Here is a 22,249-nt window from a genome sequence, read left to right on the forward strand (position 1 = left end):
TCCCCAATCGCATTGGTCGCAGATGTTGGCGTATAACATCTGTTTTAACCGGTTGAGCTGATTCAAACTACATGTTTAATCCAACTATTTTACCACCTTACTCGTCTAAAAGTTGACGTATTAAAGTCACGAAATAGTCTGGTGCTAACTCGAAGATACGTTCATCCGGATCATATTTCGGATGGTGCAAGTCGTAATCACTTTGTGAACCAATCAATGCAAAGACGCTCGGATAATGTTTCGAATAGCCAGAGAAATCCTCACCAATGGTTAACGGCTCATCCAGCATTGTCACGTCATATCCGACCTCTTTAGCTACACTAACGGCTCGGTCTGTCAGATCATCGTCGTTCACGACAGCCCCAGGTAGATAATCATACGATACCTCAATATCGACATCGAAAGTCTGTGCTAAGCCATCAGCAATCGTATTTAAGCGTTGCTTGATCTTCGTTCTCACTGACTCATCAAAGGTACGAACTGTACCTTGCATGTAGGCTTGATCAGCGATAACGTTCCATGTACTACCACTTGAAACCTCACCTATAGTCAGCACGGCATCATCGAAAGCGGATAAATTACGACTCACGATAGATTGAATACTCGTGATCAGTTGACCGAGCACAATTACAGGGTCATTGCCTTGTTCAGGTTTGGCAGCATGTGCACCTTTACCCTTAATCTTAAATTCAAAGCGATCGACAGCTGAAGTCAACACACCTGGCTTAATCGCATATTCTCCAACTTTCATTGATGGATAGTTATGGAAGCCAAGTACTGCTTTCACCCCATCTAACGCGTTCGTCTCAGTAATATAAGAAGCGCCGTAACCTAGTTCTTCAGCAGGTTGAAAGATTATGCGTACTCTACCATTCAACTCATCTTCAACCTCTTTCAACTTCATCGTTGTTGCAAGTATCGTTGCCATATGAATATCATGTCCGCATGCGTGCATGACACCTTCATTCTGTGAAGCAAAGTCATGCGTTACTTGTTCATGTATAGGCAACGCATCAATATCTGTACGTAAAGCTACAAATGAATCTCCGTGACCCACTTCTGCAACTAGTCCGGTTTTTAGTGGCAAATCTAACACATGGACATTATGTTCCTCTAATATGTGTTTCAGACGTTGCGTTGTGTCATATTCATTCTCAGATAGCTCGGGATATTGATGGAACGTTCTCCTCCATTGCACGATATCTTGATATTGGACCATCTTATCCTCTCCTCTTTGTGTTATTGAATATAATACTATACTAACACAATTTTCTAAATATTTGTTAGATTCGAAATACAATTGCACTTTTTTAGTGCATAAAAACAGAGGGACCTTCTCCTGGAAAGTCCCTCTACACATCTATTCTCAAGCATGTGTTATATTCTACTGCTTTTTTCGTCGAAAGTCGTCACTTTCTCAACTTATTTAGCATCGATGCTAAATGTGTTGTCAGCAATCATTTTACCATTCTGAATCACGTATTGTGCATGGTTGATACCGTAGTGGTATGGAATATATTCATGGTTTGGCGCATCCCATACAACGATATCTGCAGTGTCACCTTCGTTGATTGTACCTGCATCTGCATCAATAGCTTTCGCAGCGTTGACTGTCACCGCGTTCCAAATTTCGTTTGGCGTTAATTTCAATTTCAATGCCGCGATAGACATTACGAGTTGAAGGTTGTTTGTTACACAACTACCTGGGTTGAAGTCTGTCGCAATCGCAATGGCACCATTGTTGTCGATCATGCCACGTGCGTCTGCGTATTCTTCTTTGCCAAGATAGAATGTTGTACCTGGTAATAAGACTGCTACTGTTTCACTGTCGCTTAACTTCGCTTTGTCTTCGTTACTTGAAGCAACGAGGTGGTCACCTGAAATCGCACCTTCGTCGATTGCTAAGCCTAAGCCACCTAATGGATCGATTTCATCAGCATGAATTTTTACTTTGAAACCTTGTTCTTTCGCTGCTTGCATGTAACGTCTAGATTCTTCTACTGAGAAGACATCTGTTTCACAGAAGATATCTGCGAAGTCCGCGTATTCTTTCATTTCTGGTAAGAGATCAATCATCTCTTGTAAGAATGCTTGGTTAGATTCAGCATCTTTCGGCACAGCGTGTGGTCCTAAGAATGTGTGTTTGATTCTTAAACCATATTTGTCAGCTAAGCGATGAGCGACACGTAATTGTTTCAATTCGTTCTCTCTGTCTAAGCCGTAACCACTTTTACATTCAATTGTTAACACACCGTGTTCTACCATAGTTAAGATATCTTTCTCAGCTTTCTTGAACAGTTCATCTTCTGAAGCGTTACGTGTAGCTTCAACTGTAGATAAGATACCGCCACCTTGCTCAAGGATTTCTAAGTAAGAAACACCTTGGCGTTTCAGTGACATTTCATGTTCGCGAGAGCCTCCGTGCACTAAGTGAGTGTGCGCTTCAACGAGTGCTGGAGATACAACTTTACCTGTCGCATCAATTGTCTTCTCAGCTTCGTACTCGTCAGTGTGTGGTCCTGAGTAAACAACTTTGCCGTCTTTGACAACGACTGTACCATTTTCAACAATTTCTAGCTCGTCTAATTCTTTACCTTTTAGCGGTTTGTCTGTTGACTTTGGTAAAAGTAATTGGCCGATATTTTGGATCAATAAGTCGTTCATTATTTATCACCCTTGTTAGTAATTGTTGGTATTTGGATACCTTTTTCTTTAGCCACTTCGATAGCTTTTTCATAACCAGCATCAGCGTGACGTACTACACCCATACCCGGATCTGTAGTAAGTACGCGTTCTAAACGACGTTCTGCTTTCTCAGAACCGTCAGCTACGATAACCATACCTGCGTGTAGAGAGTAACCCATACCTACACCGCCACCATGGTGGAATGAAATCCATGAGCCACCTGCAGCTGTGTTGATAAGTGCGTTAAGTACAGCCCAGTCACCTACTGCGTCTGAACCGTCTCTCATAGATTCAGTTTCACGGTTTGGACTTGCTACTGAACCAGAGTCTAAATGGTCACGTCCGATAACGATTGGTGCAGAGATTTCACCTTCACGAACTAAGCGGTTTAATGCTAAGCCCATCTTCGCACGATCTCCGTAACCTAACCATGCGATACGAGATGGTAAACCTTGATATTCGATCTTTTCAGAAGCTAAGTCTAACCAACGATTTAATTTCTCGTCTTCAGGGAATAATTTCTTCATTTCTTCGTCCGCACGTTCGATGTCTTTAGGATCACCACTTAATGCAGCGAAACGGAAAGGTCCTTTACCTTCACAGAATAATGGACGAATGTATGCTGGAACGAATCCAGGGAAGTCGAACGCATTCTCTACGCCATTGTTGTATGCAACTTGGCGGATGTTGTTACCATAGTCGAATGCGATAGCGCCACGTTTTTGGAATTCAAGCATGTATTCCACGTGTTTCGCCATAGATGCTTCAGATTCTTTCACATAGCTCTTAGGATCTTCTTCACGATATTTGTTTGCTTCTTCAACACTGTAACCTTGTGGTACATAACCATTTAATGGGTCATGCGCACTCGTTTGGTCAGTGATGATATCGATGTGGAAGTCACGGTCTAAGATTTCTTTGTGTACATCTACTGCGTTACCTAATAAAGCGATAGAAAGTGGTTCGCCTTTGTCTTTCGCTTCTTGAGCCATACGTAAAGCTTCGTCTAAGCTATCTGTCTTCACGTCACAGTAACGTGTCTTGATTCGTTTGTCGATACGACTTTCATCCACTTCAACAGCGATGACTACCCCACCGTTCATCGTAACAGCGAGTGGTTGCGCACCGCCCATACCGCCGAGACCAGCAGTTAAAGTGATTGTACCGTTTAACTTACCATCATAGTTTTGGTTAGCAAGTTCGCCAAATGTTTCGTAAGTACCTTGTACGATACCTTGAGAGCCGATGTAAATCCAGCTACCTGCAGTCATTTGACCATACATCATTAAACCTTTTTTATCTAATTCGTTAAAATGATCCCAGTTTGCCCATTCAGGTACGAGCACTGAGTTTGAGATTAATACGCGTGGTGCTTCATCATGTGTCTTGAAGACTGCGACAGGTTTACCTGATTGAACAAGCATTGTTTCGTCTTTCTCTAAGTTTCTCAATGTTTCTTCAATCGCTTCGAATGATTCCCAGTTACGTGCTGCACGACCAATACCACCGTATACGACTAAGTCTTCTGGTCTTTCAGCTACCTCTGGGTCTAAGTTATTGTATAACATACGTAATACTGCTTCTTGTTCCCAATCTTTACATTCGATGTCTAAACCTTTCTTTGCTTGAATCTTTCTCATGATATACACTCCTCATCTGATTGTAATTAACCCTTTGTTCCGTGAGTGAAAGCTTTCAAGTCATCACCGGACAACTCAACTCTCACTCTCCTGCTGCGTTAACTTGATGCTTAGTGACATTAACGTGTTGCGTGAAATGATAAGCGACGAGTACAAATTCATAAATTTCTAACTATTCACTTTTTCTCGTTCACTTATTTTTCAGTGCGTTACGCTTTTATTATATCGCAGTTAGATATAGACTACCAATATAAATAAACTAACTATTTATAAACATAAACTATAAATACTTTAGAGGTGCTTTATGATAAAAATTCTTCAATTAGAATATTTCATCGCAGTCGTTGATAATAATAGCTTTACTAAAGCGGCTGATTTCTTACATATTAGCCAACCTTCTCTTACTGCTACGATTAAAAAAATGGAAGAACGGCTTGGCTATGATTTATTTTACCGAACGACGAAACGAATTCAGATCACAGAAAAAGGCATTCAGTTCTACCATCACGCCATCAAGCTTGTACAGAATTACAAACAAACGATGGAGAAAATGTATGATTTGAACTTGAGTGATACACCCAAGATTAAAATTGCGTTACTAGAGTCGACGAGTCAGTGGATGTCTCAAGTGCTCGCACGTCACCACGCAGAATATCAAGATCAACGCTACATGATATCTGAGGTTCACGATATGAATGAAGTGACCGACAGCTTGCTCAACTTTAATCATCATGTTGCGATTTCAAATGAAGAAATTAAGCATGAACATATCGCCTCAATTCAGCTCTACAAAGAATCTTACGTCTTGCTCACACCTAAAGATGAATTCCCACGTAAGCAGTCGATATCGATTGAGAATTTGCCGCTCATCGTACCGAATAAAGGTTCACAAGTAAGAAAACATCTAGATGATTATTGTACACGCATTGGGATTCACCCCAATATTATTGTGGAATCTGACCGCTTCGAAACTGCACTGAACTACGTACACCGTGGCATGGGCTACGCCGTTCTCCCACGCGTGTACTATCAATCCTATAATGCACGCGATTTAGATGCATTTGAGATTAAGCCTAAAATGAGTCGAGCATTGTACATCAATTATTTGAAGAAACGTCAGCATTCAGATAACGTCAAATCAATTATTCGATATAGTAAAGAATATTGGGATATATAGTAGAAAGAATCTGCAGCATGAGATCGAATAAAAGCTATGAGCGTAGAGTGGGCGAATCATTAATACAGCATAAGGTGCTATTTCTCACTTCCACTCAACAGTTATTAATAAGTGCGCGATATTTTAATATTCGTCGCTGCTAACTTCATCTAAATGCAAAAAAAGGAGCAGAAACCCCACATGATTTCTGCTCCTTTTTTACTATATTATCTAATAAAGTGATGGAAGAAATTCGCCGTCAACTTCGCCGTACGATTGTCCACATCATATGTTGGATTCGTTTCAGCAATGCTGATTGTTGACACCTTATCGCTTGGAATGATGCGTTTGGCTAACTCTAATACGATGTGCGGATATAATCCTAATACTGCCGCTGCACTCACACCAGGTGCAAAGGCACTATCAATGACATCCATACAAATCGTAAACATAATCACATCATGGTCATGAATATAACGTTCAATCTTGTCCTTAACTGGAGGAGAAACTTGATGTAACAGCTCGTCTACGAAGACGTAAGAGACATCTTTCTCATCTGCGTAATCAAAGAGTCCTTGCGTATTCGCACTTTGTTGTATACCAAGCACGAAATAATCAGCATTATCATCTTGTTCAAGGATCTGTCTGAAGCTCGTACCAGACGTTGAACCAGACTCTTCTCGTGTATCGAAATGCGCATCAATGTTAATCACACCTATTGATTCATCCGGATACGCATCTCTGATTCCTAAATATTGAGCATACGCAATATCGTGTCCGCCACCGAGCAAGAATGTCTGACGATGACGTTGAATAGAACGAGAAACGAGTTGCGCAAATTCTTGTTGAGTCTCTTCTAATGGTCGATCATCTTCGTGCTCAACATTACCGTAATCCGTAACTTCAGTGTCGCCAAACATCGGTAGCGAAGCGAATGCACCTTTAATCGCATTCGGACCTTCTTTCGCACCTACACGACCTTTATTGAGTTTAACCCCATAATCTACTGCGTAACCGATCATTCCAACCCCACTGCGTTGAGATGATGGCGCATCTTCTTTCAGATTACCAAAGTTCACTGTTTGGAAATGACGGAACTGTCTCGGGTTCGTTTCACTGTCTAAACGACCTGTCCAAAGATCTTTTTGTGGTTCTTTATACATAATGCTCCCCCTTTTAATCTTTACATCTCTCAGTATACGCTTACACCATTGTATTTACAATTTCTAATTTCCCGTCTTCAAGGTGACTAAACCCAGCCACTATTTATGCAAAGAACGACCGTGATAACCGTCTTTTAATCTCCCGTTCCCTAAATATTTCATTTAGGTAAAATTTTGTTAACACTATTACATTTCAATGATAAATTCGCTATTCTGTTTTATTTAAAACGCACTGTTATGTATAATTAACAATAAATGAATTTTTTTGAACACCTTATTGGAGGGTACATAATGAAACAGACACGAATATCGGGATTCCAGTGGGCAATGATGGTCTTCATCTTCTTTATTATTACAGAAGTGCTCCATATGATTCTCGGCGATTTCCAACGCGCCATCCATGTGAAGCGCTATTTATTTGATATCCGTTCCATTGCACCACTCGTGGCAGCAATCATTTGTATAATTATTTTTAAACATCGACAAATACAACTACAAAGCATGAAATTTACTTTGAGCTTTAAAGTAATCGAACGCATGATTCTCGCGTTGATACTCCCTGTACTCATCTTTATCTTATGCATGGTCAGTTTCAACGTGTTCGCAGATAGCTTTATCCTTCTTCAAGGAGATGACTTATCTGTATCCGTCACTTCGGTATTAATCGGTCAATTGATTATGGCCTTTATCATCGAACTTGGCTTCCGTTCTTATTTACAGAACGTTTTAGAAACGAAACTCAATACATTCTTTGCGTCTATCGTGGTTGGTATTATTTACGCCATCGTTAACGTGCACTTAGAATTCAGTTTCACTTACACGCTTTATAGCATACTCTATGCCTTTGCTTTCAGTATGTTAGTAGGTGAACTCATCAGAGCTACGAAAGGTCGCACGATTTATATTGCAACGCTATTCCACGCAGCGATGTCCTTTGGCCTCGTCTTTCTATTCAACGAAGAGTTAGGCAACGTCTTCGCCATGAAAGTGATCGCGTTAGCTACTACAGTTGTGGCTGCAGGATATATTCTCTTAACGTTAATCATTCGTGGTGTGACTTATCTCTTCACACGTAAAAGTTTAGACGAAGTCGAAGCCAACAATTACATGGATCATTTAAATGAAGACAGTGACTTAGAAACAGCTGATGCTCGTAAAAAGGCGAGCGCTAAACACAAGAAAGCATCGTCTACTACTGACAAAAAAGATAAGACAACTTCAGGTAATGACCAAGCTAAGACTACAACCGCTGGCGTCGCAACTGCTGGCGCTGTATCAACAAAAGCTAACAAAGAACAAAACAATAAAGACGCATCAGCTCAAGAACAGTCGCAAGAAACAAAAACACAAGAGAAAGCAGCAACGTCTGAATCGCACAAGTCAGATGACGCCGCTACTTCAACTGATTCAGATGCACTCGAACGTGCACAAGCTTCAGTGGAACACAGTGAAGATACGATTCAACGTTCAACTGATAAAGATAGAACTGACCAAGATAAGGCTGAAAGCACAACAGACACACACGGTGAACGTACATCTTTTAACTTAAAGAACGAACATGATCATCGCCGTTAATCACACATTTGAAGCATACGAAAGCACTCAACCCATGATTTCGAGTTGAGTGCTTTTCTTCTATTTATTCATCTTTATACTGTATCTTCACACCATCTTGTGTACCGACAATAGCCTCTTCTGCCGTATCCAAGAAGTAGCCTGTTTCCAACACACCAATCAAATGGATAAGATACTCATGCATTTCATAAGGGTTAATCTTGTCATAAAGCACTAAGTCGAGAATGTAATTCCCATTATCTGTAATAAATGGCACATCATCAGCCATTCGACGAATTGCTTTGACATTCTTATCTTTCTCAATTCTTTTCGCTATCAAGAGCCAGTTAAATTTGTCCACCTCAACGGGCAGCTTAAACGTCTGTCCTAAGTAATCGACTGTCTTTGATTCATCCGCTACGACGATGAATTTACGCGCCATTGAATCGATCACTTTCTCTCTAAATAAAGCGCCCCCGCCACCTTTAATCAGATTGAGATGACCATCGATTTCGTCTGCGCCATCAATCGCGACATCGACATGGTCGACATCATTGACATCCACGATCTTCAAACCGCGTTCTTTCGCGATATAAGCCGTCTTATTCGACGTACAAACGCCTATGAGATCTAAACCTTCACGCTCAACTTTGTCCGCAATCTTAGGCACGAGCAGCTCTATCGTTGACCCAGAGCCAATGCCCAACACCATATTGTCGTGAATGTGATTCAAAGCATCGTCAAATGTGCTCAATTTCAGTTGTTTCGAATCCATTATGCTTCCCCTTTACCATGCGTTATTTTACCTTTATTGTACATGAGAATGTGTGAAAGTCCTAGACGAAACCTTACTTTTTTGTAATACGATATGACGTTTTTGAGTAAAATGGTTGCTCTGCTTCTAAAATACTTTTAGCTTCCTCACCAAAAATATTAATATCGTTAGGTAAACATTGCGTTTCTAATGTGAAACCTGAATGCGGCTTATAGATATTGAAACTACTGTGCCAATCTTTACTGTCATTTAAAGTATAAACTACGATATTCGGCATATCTGTTTCTACTTCTAAAGAAAAGTTATTATTCTCTATTGTCATCCGACCTTCTTCTGGAGCGAAGGGATGATCTAAACCACCGAACTGATTAATCTGATCACAAATATTCGCGCCACCACAATTAAAGATATCATCTAGTTGAATGCGTGACGTATGGAATTCTTTCGTTAAATCAATGGGTTGCGTAGATTGAACTAAACGTTCTTTATTTAACGGATACATGTTCAATTTATCGCTCACAAGATAATGATTATCAATCACGTTATTATCTCGATTTAAATTGAAATAGACATGATTAATAGGATTAAATAATGTACGTTCAGTCGAAGTTGCTTTGTACTCTACTGACCATCGATGTTCCATATCATACGTATGGATGACTTGAATATCCATATCTCCTGGATACCCATCTTCTTCACTACGAAGTTGCGTCGTAAAGATAATCTTTACGCGGTTGGCTTCCTCTTGAATGTCATAGTCGAAAAAGCGTGTATCCAAACCGTTCATACCACCATGTAAATGATGTGCTCCATCATTCTGCTCGAGTTGGTAAGTCGTATCGTTCAGTTGAAACTGACCATTCTCAATACGGCCACCATAGCGACCTACAGTAGCACCAAATTTGAATGGATTCTCTCGATAGAATTCATCCGCTTCGACGACATTCCCTAGCACGATATTGTTGTCATCGTATTTCCATGACACAATACGTGCACCGTAATTCGTAAAGACAATCTTCGTTTCCTCGTTGTTGATCTTGATCAAATCTAAGCCATCACGTTGGTGTTCAATTTCAGCAAACATAACCTTACTTCCTTTCAATCAAACTCTTCAAACATCTTCTGAAACTTCTCTTTATCTTCAGTATTTAATTGTCAGATTTATTTTACTTACCTTTAACTATATTGTAACAATTTAGTCAAATTTAATTCTAGGCGAACATGCAAATTTTAGTATGCAATTTTTCTATATATTGAACTTATAAAGCGCTTTCTTATCATATACAACAATCCTGAAACCCTAGACTCTCCATTTTTTAAAATAATCAATGAAAAATCTAACATTTCAGGATTGCTAACTAGAAGATACTTAATTTCGAGTCGTCTCCATATTGTGCCGATGGATATTTCGTGCTTTCACCGTATTTATTACGTCCCTTTTTACTATCTAAACAAGCAATGATGATAAAATAAATAAACATAATGAAACTTAAACATTGGGCAATCATACCAAGAATATCGACTACCAAAGAGATAGTCCCACTTTCCGCGATTGAAGTCGTGCTATAAGCATGTAAACTAAACAAACCTGAACCGCCTATATAAAGAAATAATGCAGAATTTAAAATAAATGTAATCGCAAAAAGACTTATCGGTACAATACCACGTTGCCCTATGTCATGAAAACGTCGTAAAAGTAAGCTTAAATTAGGAATAAAGGTGACAGTGATATACATAAGTACATACGCTACCACTGCGCCAAATGTATCGATTAAAATCCATATTAATGATTCATTAATCGTTGATATGGTAACGATAAATGCAATAGGCCATAGAATAAAGTACAAAATAATTGGTAAGAGTATCAAAAAGTTCCACAGTGCCATCCACCAGACTTCACTGGATCGTGCACGTCCTTTGAAATTAGCATAATTCTTCCAATAACTTTTGAAAGCTTGCCCAAATCTCATAGAATTTTTCGCTCCTTTACGAATTTAAATATCTACTTAAAATACTGTAACTTTCGATTCATCTCCATATAATTCAGAAGGATATTTCTTACTTTCACCATATGGATTACGGCCTCTTTTACTATCTAAACAAGCAATGACAATCGTGTAGACACCCATAGCAAGACTAATAACAGACACAATCATTAGAACTATAATGTAGTCTAAAGTTAAATCTGGTCCAGAAAGATTTCCATATACTTGTATAAAAATACTCAAAACTACACTAATAATGAAAATTATCATTGGAAGTACTGTACCGCGTCCTGCATCATGGAATCGTCGTACTAATAAACTTAAATAAGGCACCAAAGTTGCTAGAAAATAGATGAGACCATATATACCTGCAATGAAAAAGAGCAGTAGCCCAATGACTAGTAATCCAGCACTCGCATCATCAGTATTCTCTGCTGCTCCTAATCCCAGAAATATAGTTCCGATGAAAACAACGAATATAAGTGGCAATGAAAATATGAGATGCCATAACATCATCCACCAGTATTCGCTTCTTCTTGCGCGTCCTTTAAAGTTAGCATAATTCTTCCAAAAGTTTTTAAATGCTTGGCCAAAGCCTACAGTTTTATTCAAGGTACCATCTCCTTTTCAGATTATAATTTTTATTAAATTAATCTTATTTTATCCTCATCTTCATATTGAGATGAAGGATACTTCGGACTTTCACCGTATTTGTTGCATCCTTTCTTACTATCTAGTGAAACGATGACTATGAAATATATATAAATACATAATACTATAAACGATCCGATAGAAATATAAGGATTCACCTTCCACACATTTGAAATATTTAATATTATAATGGTTCCTTGTGAAGATATGTAAATTAGCAAGTATAAACTATATAAGATAATGGGGATTATAGTTCGTAACCCTGTATCATGACAACGTCTAATAGTTAGACTGGCTGAAGGTATAAACGTAATGACACTAATAAATATACTGTAATATAGGAGTATATTTAAAAAATATTTTGTGCTTTCTAAAGGATCCAAACTCCAAGTAAGTAAACTTACTATTAATGCGCAAAAAAACGTTACTAACCAAAATATACTAATGATAAGTACAGGTGCTATAAAAATAAATTTCCATAGTACCATCCACCAGAATTCACTACGTCTCGCCCGACCTTTAAAATTAAAAGCGTTCTTCCAGTATAGATAGAATGCTTCGCCAAAAGTAGTAGAAGGTGTCATATAACTCAACTCCTCATGATGTTTATCTCTACAAATCATTAAATTGACTTCTAGCGCAACATTATATTACCATTAACCAACAAACTTTTTAACCATTAATTTAAAATTTTTAAAATAAATACGTTTAAAGAGAGGTTCGTAATATGGACTTTATAAACAACGAAACGATTCAAACGGCTAAAGATTTATTAGGTGTGCAAGTGATTTATGAGGATGACGACCAAACTTATACAGGCTACATCGTTGAAACTGAGGCATATCTTGGCTTTCAAGACCAGGCTGCTCACGGTTTCAAAGGTAATCGTACACCTAAAGTTGAATCACTCTACAAATTAGGTGGCACCATTTACGCTCACGTCATGCACACGCATCTGCTCATTAACTTCGTCACTCGTACTGAAGGCGTGCCAGAAGGGGTCTTGATTCGAGCAGTCGAACCCGAACAAGGGATAGAACGCATGCGTGAAAATCGCAATAAAGACGGATATGAATTGACAAATGGTCCAGGTAAATGGACGAAAGCTTTCAATGTTCCACGTCGCTTAGATAGCTCAAGATTAAACGAAGGTCGCTTAAAGATTGATATCAAACATCGCAAGCATCCACGTGATATTGTTGAAGATGCACGCATTGGTATTCCAAATAAAGGCGAATGGACTGAGAAACCTTTGCGCTTCACTGTTAAAGGTAATCCTTTCGTGTCTCGTATGCGCAAGTCAGACATGATGAACCCTGACGAAACTTGGATGTAAGAGAGATGCGTTGCTAGCCAAACTCGAGTGATACTACCGTTATCTTATTCAAGGTAGTATCACTTTTGTTGTAAATAAAAGTGTTAACATAAGCTCGACTCTATCGCTATTATTGGATCTCCATTTCACCTACCGTAACTTGTCAGCTCTATGGTTTTAACATCGTCTTGCCTACCATTCCACCCACTACTTATACGTCTTGACATAAAAATTCACATTATAAAGATATTTTTAATATTATAACCAAAAGTAGATTTATATGATTAATATATGTATAATAGTTATTATGGGTTTTTGTAAGCCCTTACTTTTCTTACATACTATGTTTCTAGTATTGAATTCCGTAGCCTTAAGGTGATTAGACATGCGATGATATACAACTCATTGACTTAACTCTAAAGCGCTACACACCGACTAGAACAAACATCTCCAAAGAAGCTGCGTTTTATCACTTACATATCTAGTATCAATATCATGCACTGTCCCTACCTTAACCTACACATTTAATATAAAGGGGGAATGAATCATGATCGAATTAGATGCGATTACAACACTTGCGCTTGCCGCATTATTATTCTTACTCGGCGTCTTTATCGTTAATCATGTTTCAATCTTACAGCGATTGTGTATCCCGGCACCCGTTATCGGTGGACTTATCTTCGCAATCGTTGTCGCAATACTACAATCTTTAGATATCGTCACAATTAAATTAGATTCAGATTTTATCCAAAACTTCTTTATGATGGCCTTCTTCACGACGATCGGTCTTGGGGCATCACTGAAATTACTACGCTTAGGTGGCAAAGTTCTCATCTTATACTTTATCTTCTGTGGTATTATGGCACTTTGTCAGAACTTTATTAGTGTAGGTTTAGCAAAAGTCTTACATATACCAGGTTTACTCGGTTTAACTGCGGGTTCCATGTCTATGGAAGGCGGTCACGGTAATGCCCTTGCATACAGTCAAACGATTCAAGAAATGGGTATAGACAATGCCGTTACAGCTGCGCTTGCCGCTGCTACACTCGGTCTCGTAGCCGGTGGACTCATCGGTGGTCCTGTCGTTAAATTCTTAATTAATCGTTATAATTTGAAACCGAAACATGCTGAAGAAACAACGAAAGACTACAGTGAAGTAGACTACAATGAGAAATTACACGCGAAAATGTCAACGACAAACGTCTTCTTCGTCCAATTCGCAGTCGTGGCAGTATGTATGGCGATTGGTTCTTATCTCGGAGATTTATTTACGAAGTATACAGGACAGAGCTTACCTGTTTACGTAGGTTCAATGATTATTGCCGTCATCGTACGTAACATTTCCGAATTTGGTAATTTCGAACTCATCGATATGAAGATAGTGAACTACATCAGTGATATTTCACTCGGTCTCTTCCTATCGATTGCCTTAATGAGTATCAAGCTCACAGAGATTTATCACTTAGCGATTCCACTCATCGTCATCGTTGCAGTTCAAGTCATCTTTATCATACTCTTCTCTATCTTTGTCGTCTTTAGAGGATTAGGTAAAGATTATGATGCAGCAGTTATGATCGGTGGCTTCATCGGTCATGGACTTGGTGCGACACCGAATGCGATGGCGAACTTAGACGTAATTACCAAGAAATTTGGCGCGTCTCCGAAAGCTTATCTCGTCGTTCCGATTGTCGGCGCGTTCTTGATTGACCTACTCGCTATGCCGATTATCATGGGCTTCATCAATCTCGTGCATTAAACGTTCCATAATTTCGGTAAAATGCATAAAAGGAAGGTGACAACACCTCGTAACGTTGTCACCTTCCTTTTTATACTGCTTCAATAGTCAACTCAACTACTACAGTTTCAAATCACGTTGTTCGATCCACGTTAATAAATCTGGACTCAATACTTTATCCGCATGCGCCAATGCATCTACCGTGCGCGCATCCAACATGGTCATAATCTTCTTCATGTGTTGATGGAAAGCATTCACGTACTCAATCGCACCATCCACGCCATGTTCTTCCACTTGATTTAAAAATGGTCGAGACATCCCAACTGCTCGTGCTCCTAATGCCAAAGATTTCACGACATCAAGAGGTGTACGTACACCCCCACTTGCAAGGATATTCATCGAGTTCTGATATCCTGTACTTTCAAGTAAGGATTCTACTGTCGACTGCCCCCAATTAGATAAATAACTCATATCTTTAAGATCACGACGTTCATTCTCAATATCTACAAAGTTGGTTCCGCCACGACCACTCACGTCTACATAGCGCACACCAACTTCATACAACTGTTTCAACGTCTCTTTGCTCATGCCAAAGCCGACTTCTTTAATAATGACAGGGACATCTACCGTTTCAACGATAGCCTTAACATTCTCTATCCATGTAGAGAACGTTCGATTCCCTTCAGGCATCACGAGTTCTTGCGGCGCATTGACGTGAATTTGTAAAGCTTGCGCATCTAACATTCGCACGGATTCCACTGCTTTCTCCACTGGCACATCGGCACCCACGTTACTAAAGATGACACCTTCTGGATTCACTTCGCGAACGACTTTGAAAGACGGCGCCATATCAGGATTACGCAAAGCTGCATGTGTCGAACCTACTGCCATCGCTAAACCTGTTTCTCGCGCCACACGTGCAAGCTTCTCATTAATTTGTTTCGTCCACTCGCTTCCACCTGTCATCGCATTGATATATAAGGGGGAAGAGAGCTTGAAGTCACCGAAATGCGTAGCTAAATCGACATCCTCCACGTCGATAGATGGAATAGAATGGTGCACAAATCGAATCTTATCAAAGTCCGACACAGGCTGATCTTGTTGTGCCATCGCTATCTCCACATGCTCATTTTTACGTTGTTCTCTCTTCAAATCACTCATAATTGCCCTACTTTCCCTCTAGTTATCATAGTTTCATTTCACACAGGCTACAGGCTTATCTCTAGAACCACTTTTTCTTTTTAAAATAAATCACAAAGCCTACTGCAATTAACAACATCACACCTAAGACGACGAAATAACTATAATGCCACTTGAGTTCTGGCATATAAGTAAAGTTCATCCCGTAAATACCAGTGATCAACGTCAATGGCAAGAAGATCACAGATACAAGCGTTAAGACTTGCATCACGCTGTTCATCTTAAACGAGGTATATGACTCATAGTTCGCACGAATTTCGTCCGTCATCTCTTGAGCTAACTGCAGAATGTTGCGTTGCTTAATCAGATGGTCATTAACATGTTGAATATAGAGTTGCTTACGTTCTGTATCACCGAAATCGGCATCTCTCATTACCGTATCGACTAACTCACGCATCGGATACACAATCCGCTTCAGCTTAATCATCGTCGACCGTAGTTGAAAGACCCGATCCATCAGTTTCTGATTCGACGTATCATCGACATGCGTCTCCTCAAAGTGATAAACCCTATCCTCAATATGGTAAACAGGTTCAAAGTAGCGATCCACCATGTCATCGAGCAGATGCAATGCAACTTGTTGATTATCCAAATCTCTCTCAGTAGATTGAAGATCTTTGAGCACCTGCGTCACACTCTCTATCTCATGATGATGATAAGTAACGAGTGCTCGCCCCTTGGTATAGACGTTTAATGCTCGCGGTGCATACGTCTCTACGTCAATGCTATGTAAGACCATGTATTGATAAGTATCATAAGCCTTAAATTTCGCCCGTGGTGTCCCATTCACTGTATCATCAATTTCAAGTTTATTAAAGTTAAAATGCGATTCCAGTATATGGTTCTCCGAAGCAGTCGGTTGAGCGAAATCATACCAGACAAATTGCGCTTCATCAGGAATATGATTGACGTCATTCGTAACTTGTAATGGCATCGCGTCACACTGGTAATAAATGGATAACGTCATGGTCTCACCTCGAGTCATTTCTTTCATTTTACCACGAAATTATTATAATATGTGTACTATGTAGCGTTATCTCTATGTGTCTGAGGTTGATGGTAAAATGGAAGTGCGTTGAAGCACGTTCTATATTCTTAGACCCGATGCCTCAAATGCTTATTAAATTGCAATTGAAGACATTCATTAGATAAAACATTACCTACATAAAAATATTACTTAAGGAATTGAAGAATGCTCTATCCTACTTACACAATAGACTCAATTGAGGTGAAATAAATGACACAACAACCTTTTACGGTACACCAAACGGTACCACAAGACTATATCGACCATAATCATCATATGCATGATGCGTATTACAATGTGATATTCAGTCAAATTATTAATGATTTCAATTACTCGCACGGTCTCTCACTTGAAGAACGCGACGACTATCAATACACGCTGTTTACGGCTGAAGAACATACTGCCTATTTAGCACAACTTACTGAAGATGAGCCCTTCGATGTCCAAGTTTGGATTTACAACTTTGATATGAAACGGATTCATTTCGTACTCTTGCTATATAAGGAAGATGGAACGCTTGCCGCAACGAACGAAACGATGATGATTGGTATCAATCGTCAAATCGAACGGACAGCGCCTTTTCCAGAAAGTTATTTACAACAGCTCCGCGCTTACTATAAATCTCAACCGAAGATTCAGTGGCCGAAACAAATTGGTCATCGACTCAACATTCCGAAATGAGGTGACATAAATGGCTGACAATAGTCTCAATCAAATACAACTCACACTTTATGACGAAATGGATGAGATTAAAACACAATTGAGTGAACTCAACGAGACGAAATCATGGATCGTCAATGGCCCTGCGATAGATTTATTACGACGCACAAAGCAAATCGCAATCTTGCAAGGTCGTCGTTTAACTGTAGATAAAGTTCAGAATCAACTTCAATCGACAACAGACCTCACGACCTTTCAAACACGGTTAGAAGAGACTACCCGTGAGCATCAAACACAATACAATCAGCTCACTCAAGAGTTGAAGCAAGCTGACCCTACCTCTGATCACTATTTACAACTACTCACAGACTATTACCAAGCATATGGGCGGCAACATGTCTTCAACCAGCTCAACGCGCACTAACTTTAATGGCCGAGTTAGGTGCTAATTTGGCACTAACCTGTTAGTAAAAATACATGCATTCCGCAATCTACTTGCGCTATAATACTAACTAAGTCAACATCAACTATCTAGTTCACTAAGAAAGGAGCCGAGTATGAATAATCGTCAGGCTTATCATCAGAACTTCGACCGCACCCTCTCGCATGAAGAACTTCATAGAGGGCGTCGTTACGGAAAGAAACGCAGATCATGGGTGAGTTTAATCATACATATCATCGTGCTCATCTTAACCGCTATCGCAGGATATAGCATGTGGAAAGAACCTATCTTTAAAGTTAAATTACTTAATCAATTGGTGAATTTCCATCAATTCTCAACCTTTTCCGATAAACTTGAAGAATTGAAAAAGTTACCTATTAATGTTGGAGATATCGATAAGATTCAACATCAGTTGGATCAACTCGTCATTGCCTTTGAAGTGTTCTTTGGAATATGCATACTCAGTCTCATCTTGACATTCTTTACGATTCTGTTTAATCGAACTGTCTTAAAGATTGTCAATTTCATCGTTGTGGTGATTCTAATGCTCATGACATTTGGCTTTGCTTACTTAATCGATCATGTCGCGAAGAAAGCCGCAACTGAGATGAGTTCTGCATATCTTAGCTTCAAACCCGACGATATTCTGACACAGGCGGACGCGATTCACAATAACTTTATCTTGCTCGGATGCAGTTTAGCCTTACTATTTATCAGCTTGTTCTTTAGAAATCGTCGTCCACGTCATTAATTGTCTTTGACTATTAAAAATATCCCTTCTTCACTTCACTGAGTCATTTCAGTGTTGGAAGAAGGGATTTTCTCATTCTATCATCAATTTTCTTTAGAAATATAATGATCTTTGCCTTTAAGGAAGAAACTGAGGATAAAGGCAATCAGACTGATTATTGTAGCGATGATAAAGGCACTATCTACACCTTGAATAGAAGCGAGTTGTTTTACAAATTGAAGAATTTGTTGTGTCGCCATATGTTCATCGCCTAATTGTTGCGCCATCTCTTGCAATCTATCTTTAATAAACGGATTAGTCTTATCTAGATCCTGACTCGCTGAAGCCACATGTTGTGTCGTTTGTGTCGACATCACTGTGACAAGCAAGGCTGTACCGATAGAACCTGCAAGTTGACGTAACGTATTGGATAACGCGTTGCCGTGTGGAATCAAACGAGCTGGTAACGCATTGATACTTGCTGTCATGATCGGCATCATGATGAAACTCATACCGAATGAACGGATGATATAGATCAACATAATGCTCGCGTAGCTCGTATTCATGTCGAGTTTAGCTAACTCCCATGTCGCGTACGTCATGATTCCCGTACCTACGATAGCTAACGGTTTGATACCAATTGTGTCGAGTAATTTACCTGCTACAGGTCCCATGACACCCATGATAAGGGCCCCTGGTAACAGTAATAGTCCTGATTGTACTGGCGTGAAATCTCTAAGGTCTTGCAAGTAAAGTGGTAACAGTAGCATACCACCGAAGAGACTCATCATCACGATCATGTTAATGACTGTAGGAAGTGTGAAACCAGAGAATTTCAAGACTTCCATGTTTAACATTGGCACGCGCATTGTAACCTCTCTAATAAAGAATGCAATGATAAAGATGACACCAATAATTAATGAAATCACCACTTGCGGTGAACTCCATGTGTTGTTACCCGCTTCACTAAAGCCGTATAACAATGCACCGAAGCCAATAGTACTGAAGACGATACCTGGAATATCGGCTTTCGGATTGGTAGTTTGTTGGTAAACTCTGAACCAAACATAAGAAATGGCTAAAGAGATGATACCAACGATAAACATACCGTAGAACATCACGTTCCAGTGGTAATGCTCAACAATATAACCTGATAATGTTGGACCGATGGCTGGTGCTAAGATCATCGCGATACCTAGAACACCCATAGCCGCTCCACGTTTGTGCGGTGGGAAGATCGTCATAAAGACATTGGTACCTAAAGGCATCAAGATACCTGCACCGATGGCTTGAAGCACACGTCCAACCATCATTACGGTGAAGGAACCAGAAATACCACAGACAAGTGAACCAAGTGTAAACAAGGTCATCGCAATTAAGAATAATTTACGGTAAGAATATTTGTTGAACAAGAATGCACTGACCGGAATCAGTATACCGTTGACCAGCATGAATCCTGTCATCAACCATTGACCTGTATTCGCTGAAATATTAAAGTCCGTATTAATCTTCGGCAAAGCAACGTTCAACAACGTTTGGTTGAGAATAGCGATAAACATACCGAAGACCATTGCAACAAGGACTTTACCTTGTGATGCACCTTTACCAAACATAAAGGCACTATCTTTTTCCTTTAACTTCTCATTAACAATTGCTTCTTCAGAATTAGGATTAATCGGTTCATGGTTTTCATCTTGAGTTGAACCTGTTTGATCTGAATTCACATCAGCATAGCCATCATGGCCAGTATTCTGCGCTTCTCGTTCCGCTGAGTCATCATGCGTTTCATGACGTGTACTTTCAGATGATTCTTGATCATCCGCCACACTACGTTGCGCCTTCTCAGCACGAGATGTTTCTGATGCGTCATCTTTAATACTAAATTTAGATTGATAAGTTTCATTCGAAGCACCAGTTGATTGCTGGGATTGTTCCAGTTGCGCCTTCTTCTTGCCATTCTTTCTCTTAATCACAGCAAAGTTAATCAGCGCAAGCAGAATGACCGCAATTACAATATATATAATAATGAAGGCCGTAGACATTCAAAGACCCCCTTAGTTTTTATGGATTTTAACTTCTGCGTTCATTCCTGGAACAATATTATTAGACGGTTTAGAATCTAATTTAATCTTAACTGGTACAACTTGCGTTACTTTCGTGTAGTTACCATCACTATTTGATGAAGGCATCATTGAGAAGCTTGAAGCAGTAGCCTTACCTACTTGGTCGACTTTACCTTTCACTTTCGCTTTCTCACCATCGATAGAGATATCTACATCTTTACCTTCTTCAACATCTTTCACATCAGTTTCATCTACATTAGCTGTAACGTATAAATCATCTAAATTATATGCATAAGCAATTGGTGAACCCGCTTGAGCCATGCCACCTTTAGTCGCATCAGTCTTTACGATTGTACCATCTTGTGGCATCTTGATATCCATATCATGTGATTCACCACTATCACTTTTCGCTGCGATAGATGCTACTTTATCACCTTTCTTAAGGCTATCATTCTCTTTTGCGTCAAGTGACTTAATTTCTCCAGATGCAGGCGCAGCAATCTTGATTTGCTTGCCGTCTACCTTGGCATTGTCAGTACTTACAAAGCTTGTCGCTTGATGGTAAAAGTGGAAACCAACGATACCAATAATGACAAGCACTACGATAGTAATGACATTAATCAATACCAATTTCTTCATATTACTTCCTCCTATTTGCTTTTAAAATTCACCTTATATATTATAGATAGGTGTATCCCAAAAAAACACCGACATCTTAAACAAATGTGTCGGGTAACATTAAAGTTGATAAAATATAGGTGATAAAATGAAGCAAAAGGCGAAACATAAGATTATCCACAACACTATAACTTTGCTCGAAGAATATCCTTTCGAAAATATCACAATTAAGATGATTTGCGCCTATAGCCAAGTGAATCGTTCCACATTCTACGATTACTTCCTAGACAAATACGATCTGTTACACTCAATCCAAAGCTATCATTTACAAAAATACAAACGACTCTTAAATGCACTTTACTATTCCGTAGCTGAAGGTAAATCAAACCAAGACTGCATCTTTCAGTTTTTTAAAATAGTCCTACGCTACATCAAACGCAACTTGCGATTCTTTCACGCCATCCTGATTAAATTTCCTAACCGCTCATTGTTCCAAGAATATATCGCTGCTACTCGAGAAACATACGAACTCATACTCGACAACTACAGCAACCACATCATCAACAAGAAACATTTCGTGACCTACTCACTCGGCGGTCAAATGGGCGTCATTTACTTCTGGATTCGAGAAGGTTGCCAAGAACCCTACGAACAACTCGCCCAAATCCTACTCGCAAACACTGTTAAATTGCAGCGATGAGATAGATAGCCTTCCCGCACATGATAAAAAGGCTTGAGAATTACCCCCAAGCCTTTAAACTATTGATCATCTATACAGATATAGAGTTTAAAACATTAGTCATTTTTCAATGTTATAACTTTCGCTTGCTTATGGGACCACACTCAACTA

Annotated in this window: 21 protein-coding genes; 8 read left to right on the forward strand and 13 right to left on the reverse strand. The window is 39.5% G+C overall.

Translation table 11 applies throughout. The features are described from left to right. Positions 1–97: 97 nt before the first annotated feature. From HMPREF2802_RS02875 to hutU, 3 genes are all read right to left on the reverse strand, one after another. Positions 98–1,219 (reverse strand): amidohydrolase, encoded by a 1,122-nt coding sequence (locus HMPREF2802_RS02875; RefSeq protein ID WP_070502692.1) that lies wholly within the window; start codon positions 1,217–1,219, stop codon positions 98–100. A gap of 203 nt (positions 1,220–1,422) precedes the next feature. Next, positions 1,423–2,664 (reverse strand): imidazolonepropionase, encoded by a 1,242-nt coding sequence (hutI, locus tag HMPREF2802_RS02880; protein ID WP_070502693.1) that lies wholly within the window; start codon positions 2,662–2,664, stop codon positions 1,423–1,425. Further along, the gene (gene hutU, locus HMPREF2802_RS02885) at positions 2,664–4,325 is read right to left on the reverse strand and encodes a urocanate hydratase (protein ID WP_049412315.1); all 1,662 of its coding nucleotides are present in this window, start codon (positions 4,323–4,325) and stop codon (positions 2,664–2,666) included. The genes hutI and hutU overlap by 1 nt, the downstream gene beginning before the upstream one ends. A 307-nt stretch (positions 4,326–4,632) precedes the next feature. Here hutU and HMPREF2802_RS02890 point away from each other — a divergent pair, with 307 nt between their 5' ends. After that, entirely contained in the window at positions 4,633–5,502 is an 870-nt protein-coding gene (locus HMPREF2802_RS02890) for a LysR family transcriptional regulator (protein WP_070502713.1), read from the forward strand. Between the two features lie 206 nt (positions 5,503–5,708). Here HMPREF2802_RS02890 and hutG read toward each other — a convergent pair whose 3' ends face one another. Further along, a complete protein-coding gene (hutG, locus tag HMPREF2802_RS02895) occupies positions 5,709–6,644 on the reverse strand; it encodes a formimidoylglutamase (RefSeq protein WP_049407523.1) in 936 nt (311 codons plus the stop codon). Positions 6,645–6,935: 291 nt separating this feature from the next. Here hutG and HMPREF2802_RS02900 point away from each other — a divergent pair, with 291 nt between their 5' ends. Next, complete coding sequence (locus HMPREF2802_RS02900; RefSeq protein ID WP_070502694.1) at positions 6,936–8,219, forward strand: peptidoglycan release complex CPBP-like subunit SdpC; 1,284 nt, start codon at positions 6,936–6,938, stop codon at positions 8,217–8,219. 64 nt (positions 8,220–8,283) lie between these two features. On the opposite strand, the gene HMPREF2802_RS02905 is transcribed toward HMPREF2802_RS02900, so the two are convergent. The 5 genes from HMPREF2802_RS02905 to HMPREF2802_RS12450 form a co-directional block, all read right to left on the reverse strand. Then, the gene (locus tag HMPREF2802_RS02905; RefSeq protein WP_002471854.1) at positions 8,284–8,973 is read right to left on the reverse strand and encodes a ribose 5-phosphate isomerase A; all 690 of its coding nucleotides are present in this window, start codon (positions 8,971–8,973) and stop codon (positions 8,284–8,286) included. 73 nt (positions 8,974–9,046) lie between these two features. Continuing rightward, the gene (locus HMPREF2802_RS02910) at positions 9,047–10,057 is read right to left on the reverse strand and encodes an aldose epimerase family protein (protein ID WP_070502695.1); all 1,011 of its coding nucleotides are present in this window, start codon (positions 10,055–10,057) and stop codon (positions 9,047–9,049) included. Between the two features lie 274 nt (positions 10,058–10,331). Next, positions 10,332–10,943: a DUF805 domain-containing protein gene (locus HMPREF2802_RS02915; protein ID WP_070502696.1), complete on the reverse strand. Its 612-nt coding sequence runs from the start codon at positions 10,941–10,943 to the stop codon at positions 10,332–10,334. Between the two features lie 36 nt (positions 10,944–10,979). Next, positions 10,980–11,570, reverse strand: coding sequence for a DUF805 domain-containing protein (locus HMPREF2802_RS02920; RefSeq protein ID WP_070502697.1), 591 nt, complete (start codon positions 11,568–11,570; stop codon positions 10,980–10,982). Positions 11,571–11,602: 32 nt separating this feature from the next. Further along, positions 11,603–12,232 (reverse strand): DUF805 domain-containing protein, encoded by a 630-nt coding sequence (locus tag HMPREF2802_RS12450; protein WP_083307578.1) that lies wholly within the window; start codon positions 12,230–12,232, stop codon positions 11,603–11,605. Between the two features lie 104 nt (positions 12,233–12,336). On the opposite strand from HMPREF2802_RS12450, the gene HMPREF2802_RS02930 reads away from it, so the two are divergent. Further along, on the forward strand, positions 12,337–12,945 hold the full coding sequence (locus HMPREF2802_RS02930; RefSeq protein ID WP_070502699.1) for a DNA-3-methyladenine glycosylase: 609 nt from the start codon (positions 12,337–12,339) through the stop codon (positions 12,943–12,945). Between the two features lie 526 nt (positions 12,946–13,471). Continuing rightward, complete coding sequence (gltS, locus tag HMPREF2802_RS02935) at positions 13,472–14,680, forward strand: sodium/glutamate symporter (protein ID WP_070502700.1); 1,209 nt, start codon at positions 13,472–13,474, stop codon at positions 14,678–14,680. A gap of 99 nt (positions 14,681–14,779) precedes the next feature. Here the strand turns inward: gltS and fni are convergent, their stop codons facing one another. Together fni and corA are read right to left on the reverse strand one after the other, a co-directional pair. Next, positions 14,780–15,820, reverse strand: a complete 1,041-nt coding sequence (gene fni / locus HMPREF2802_RS02940) for a type 2 isopentenyl-diphosphate Delta-isomerase (protein WP_070502701.1) — start codon at positions 15,818–15,820, stop codon at positions 14,780–14,782. A 61-nt stretch (positions 15,821–15,881) separates the two neighbouring features. Continuing rightward, positions 15,882–16,826: a magnesium/cobalt transporter CorA gene (corA, locus tag HMPREF2802_RS02945; RefSeq protein WP_070502702.1), complete on the reverse strand. Its 945-nt coding sequence runs from the start codon at positions 16,824–16,826 to the stop codon at positions 15,882–15,884. A gap of 270 nt (positions 16,827–17,096) precedes the next feature. On the opposite strand from corA, the gene HMPREF2802_RS02950 reads away from it, so the two are divergent. From HMPREF2802_RS02950 to HMPREF2802_RS02960, 3 genes are all read left to right on the forward strand, one after another. Continuing rightward, positions 17,097–17,567 carry a thioesterase family protein gene (locus HMPREF2802_RS02950; RefSeq protein ID WP_070502703.1) on the forward strand — a complete coding sequence of 157 codons (471 nt, stop codon included), beginning with the start codon at positions 17,097–17,099 and terminating at the stop codon, positions 17,565–17,567. Positions 17,568–17,577: 10 nt separating this feature from the next. Next, on the forward strand, positions 17,578–17,970 hold the full coding sequence (locus HMPREF2802_RS02955; RefSeq protein WP_070502704.1) for a hypothetical protein: 393 nt from the start codon (positions 17,578–17,580) through the stop codon (positions 17,968–17,970). A gap of 133 nt (positions 17,971–18,103) precedes the next feature. Beyond that, positions 18,104–18,739, forward strand: a complete 636-nt coding sequence (locus HMPREF2802_RS02960) for a hypothetical protein (RefSeq protein WP_070502705.1) — start codon at positions 18,104–18,106, stop codon at positions 18,737–18,739. Positions 18,740–18,822: 83 nt separating this feature from the next. Here HMPREF2802_RS02960 and HMPREF2802_RS02965 read toward each other — a convergent pair whose 3' ends face one another. Both HMPREF2802_RS02965 and HMPREF2802_RS02970 read right to left on the reverse strand, forming a co-directional pair. After that, positions 18,823–20,760, reverse strand: a complete 1,938-nt coding sequence (locus HMPREF2802_RS02965) for a DHA2 family efflux MFS transporter permease subunit (protein ID WP_070502706.1) — start codon at positions 20,758–20,760, stop codon at positions 18,823–18,825. A gap of 12 nt (positions 20,761–20,772) precedes the next feature. Beyond that, on the reverse strand, positions 20,773–21,420 hold the full coding sequence (locus tag HMPREF2802_RS02970) for an HlyD family secretion protein (protein WP_002471996.1): 648 nt from the start codon (positions 21,418–21,420) through the stop codon (positions 20,773–20,775). 127 nt (positions 21,421–21,547) lie between these two features. Here HMPREF2802_RS02970 and HMPREF2802_RS02975 point away from each other — a divergent pair, with 127 nt between their 5' ends. Next, positions 21,548–22,099 carry a TetR/AcrR family transcriptional regulator gene (locus HMPREF2802_RS02975; RefSeq protein ID WP_070502707.1) on the forward strand — a complete coding sequence of 184 codons (552 nt, stop codon included), beginning with the start codon at positions 21,548–21,550 and terminating at the stop codon, positions 22,097–22,099. Positions 22,100–22,249 lie beyond the last annotated feature (150 nt).

The organism is Staphylococcus sp. HMSC071G07 (genome assembly GCF_001811435.1).
Lineage (GTDB): Bacteria > Bacillota > Bacilli > Staphylococcales > Staphylococcaceae > Staphylococcus > Staphylococcus pettenkoferi.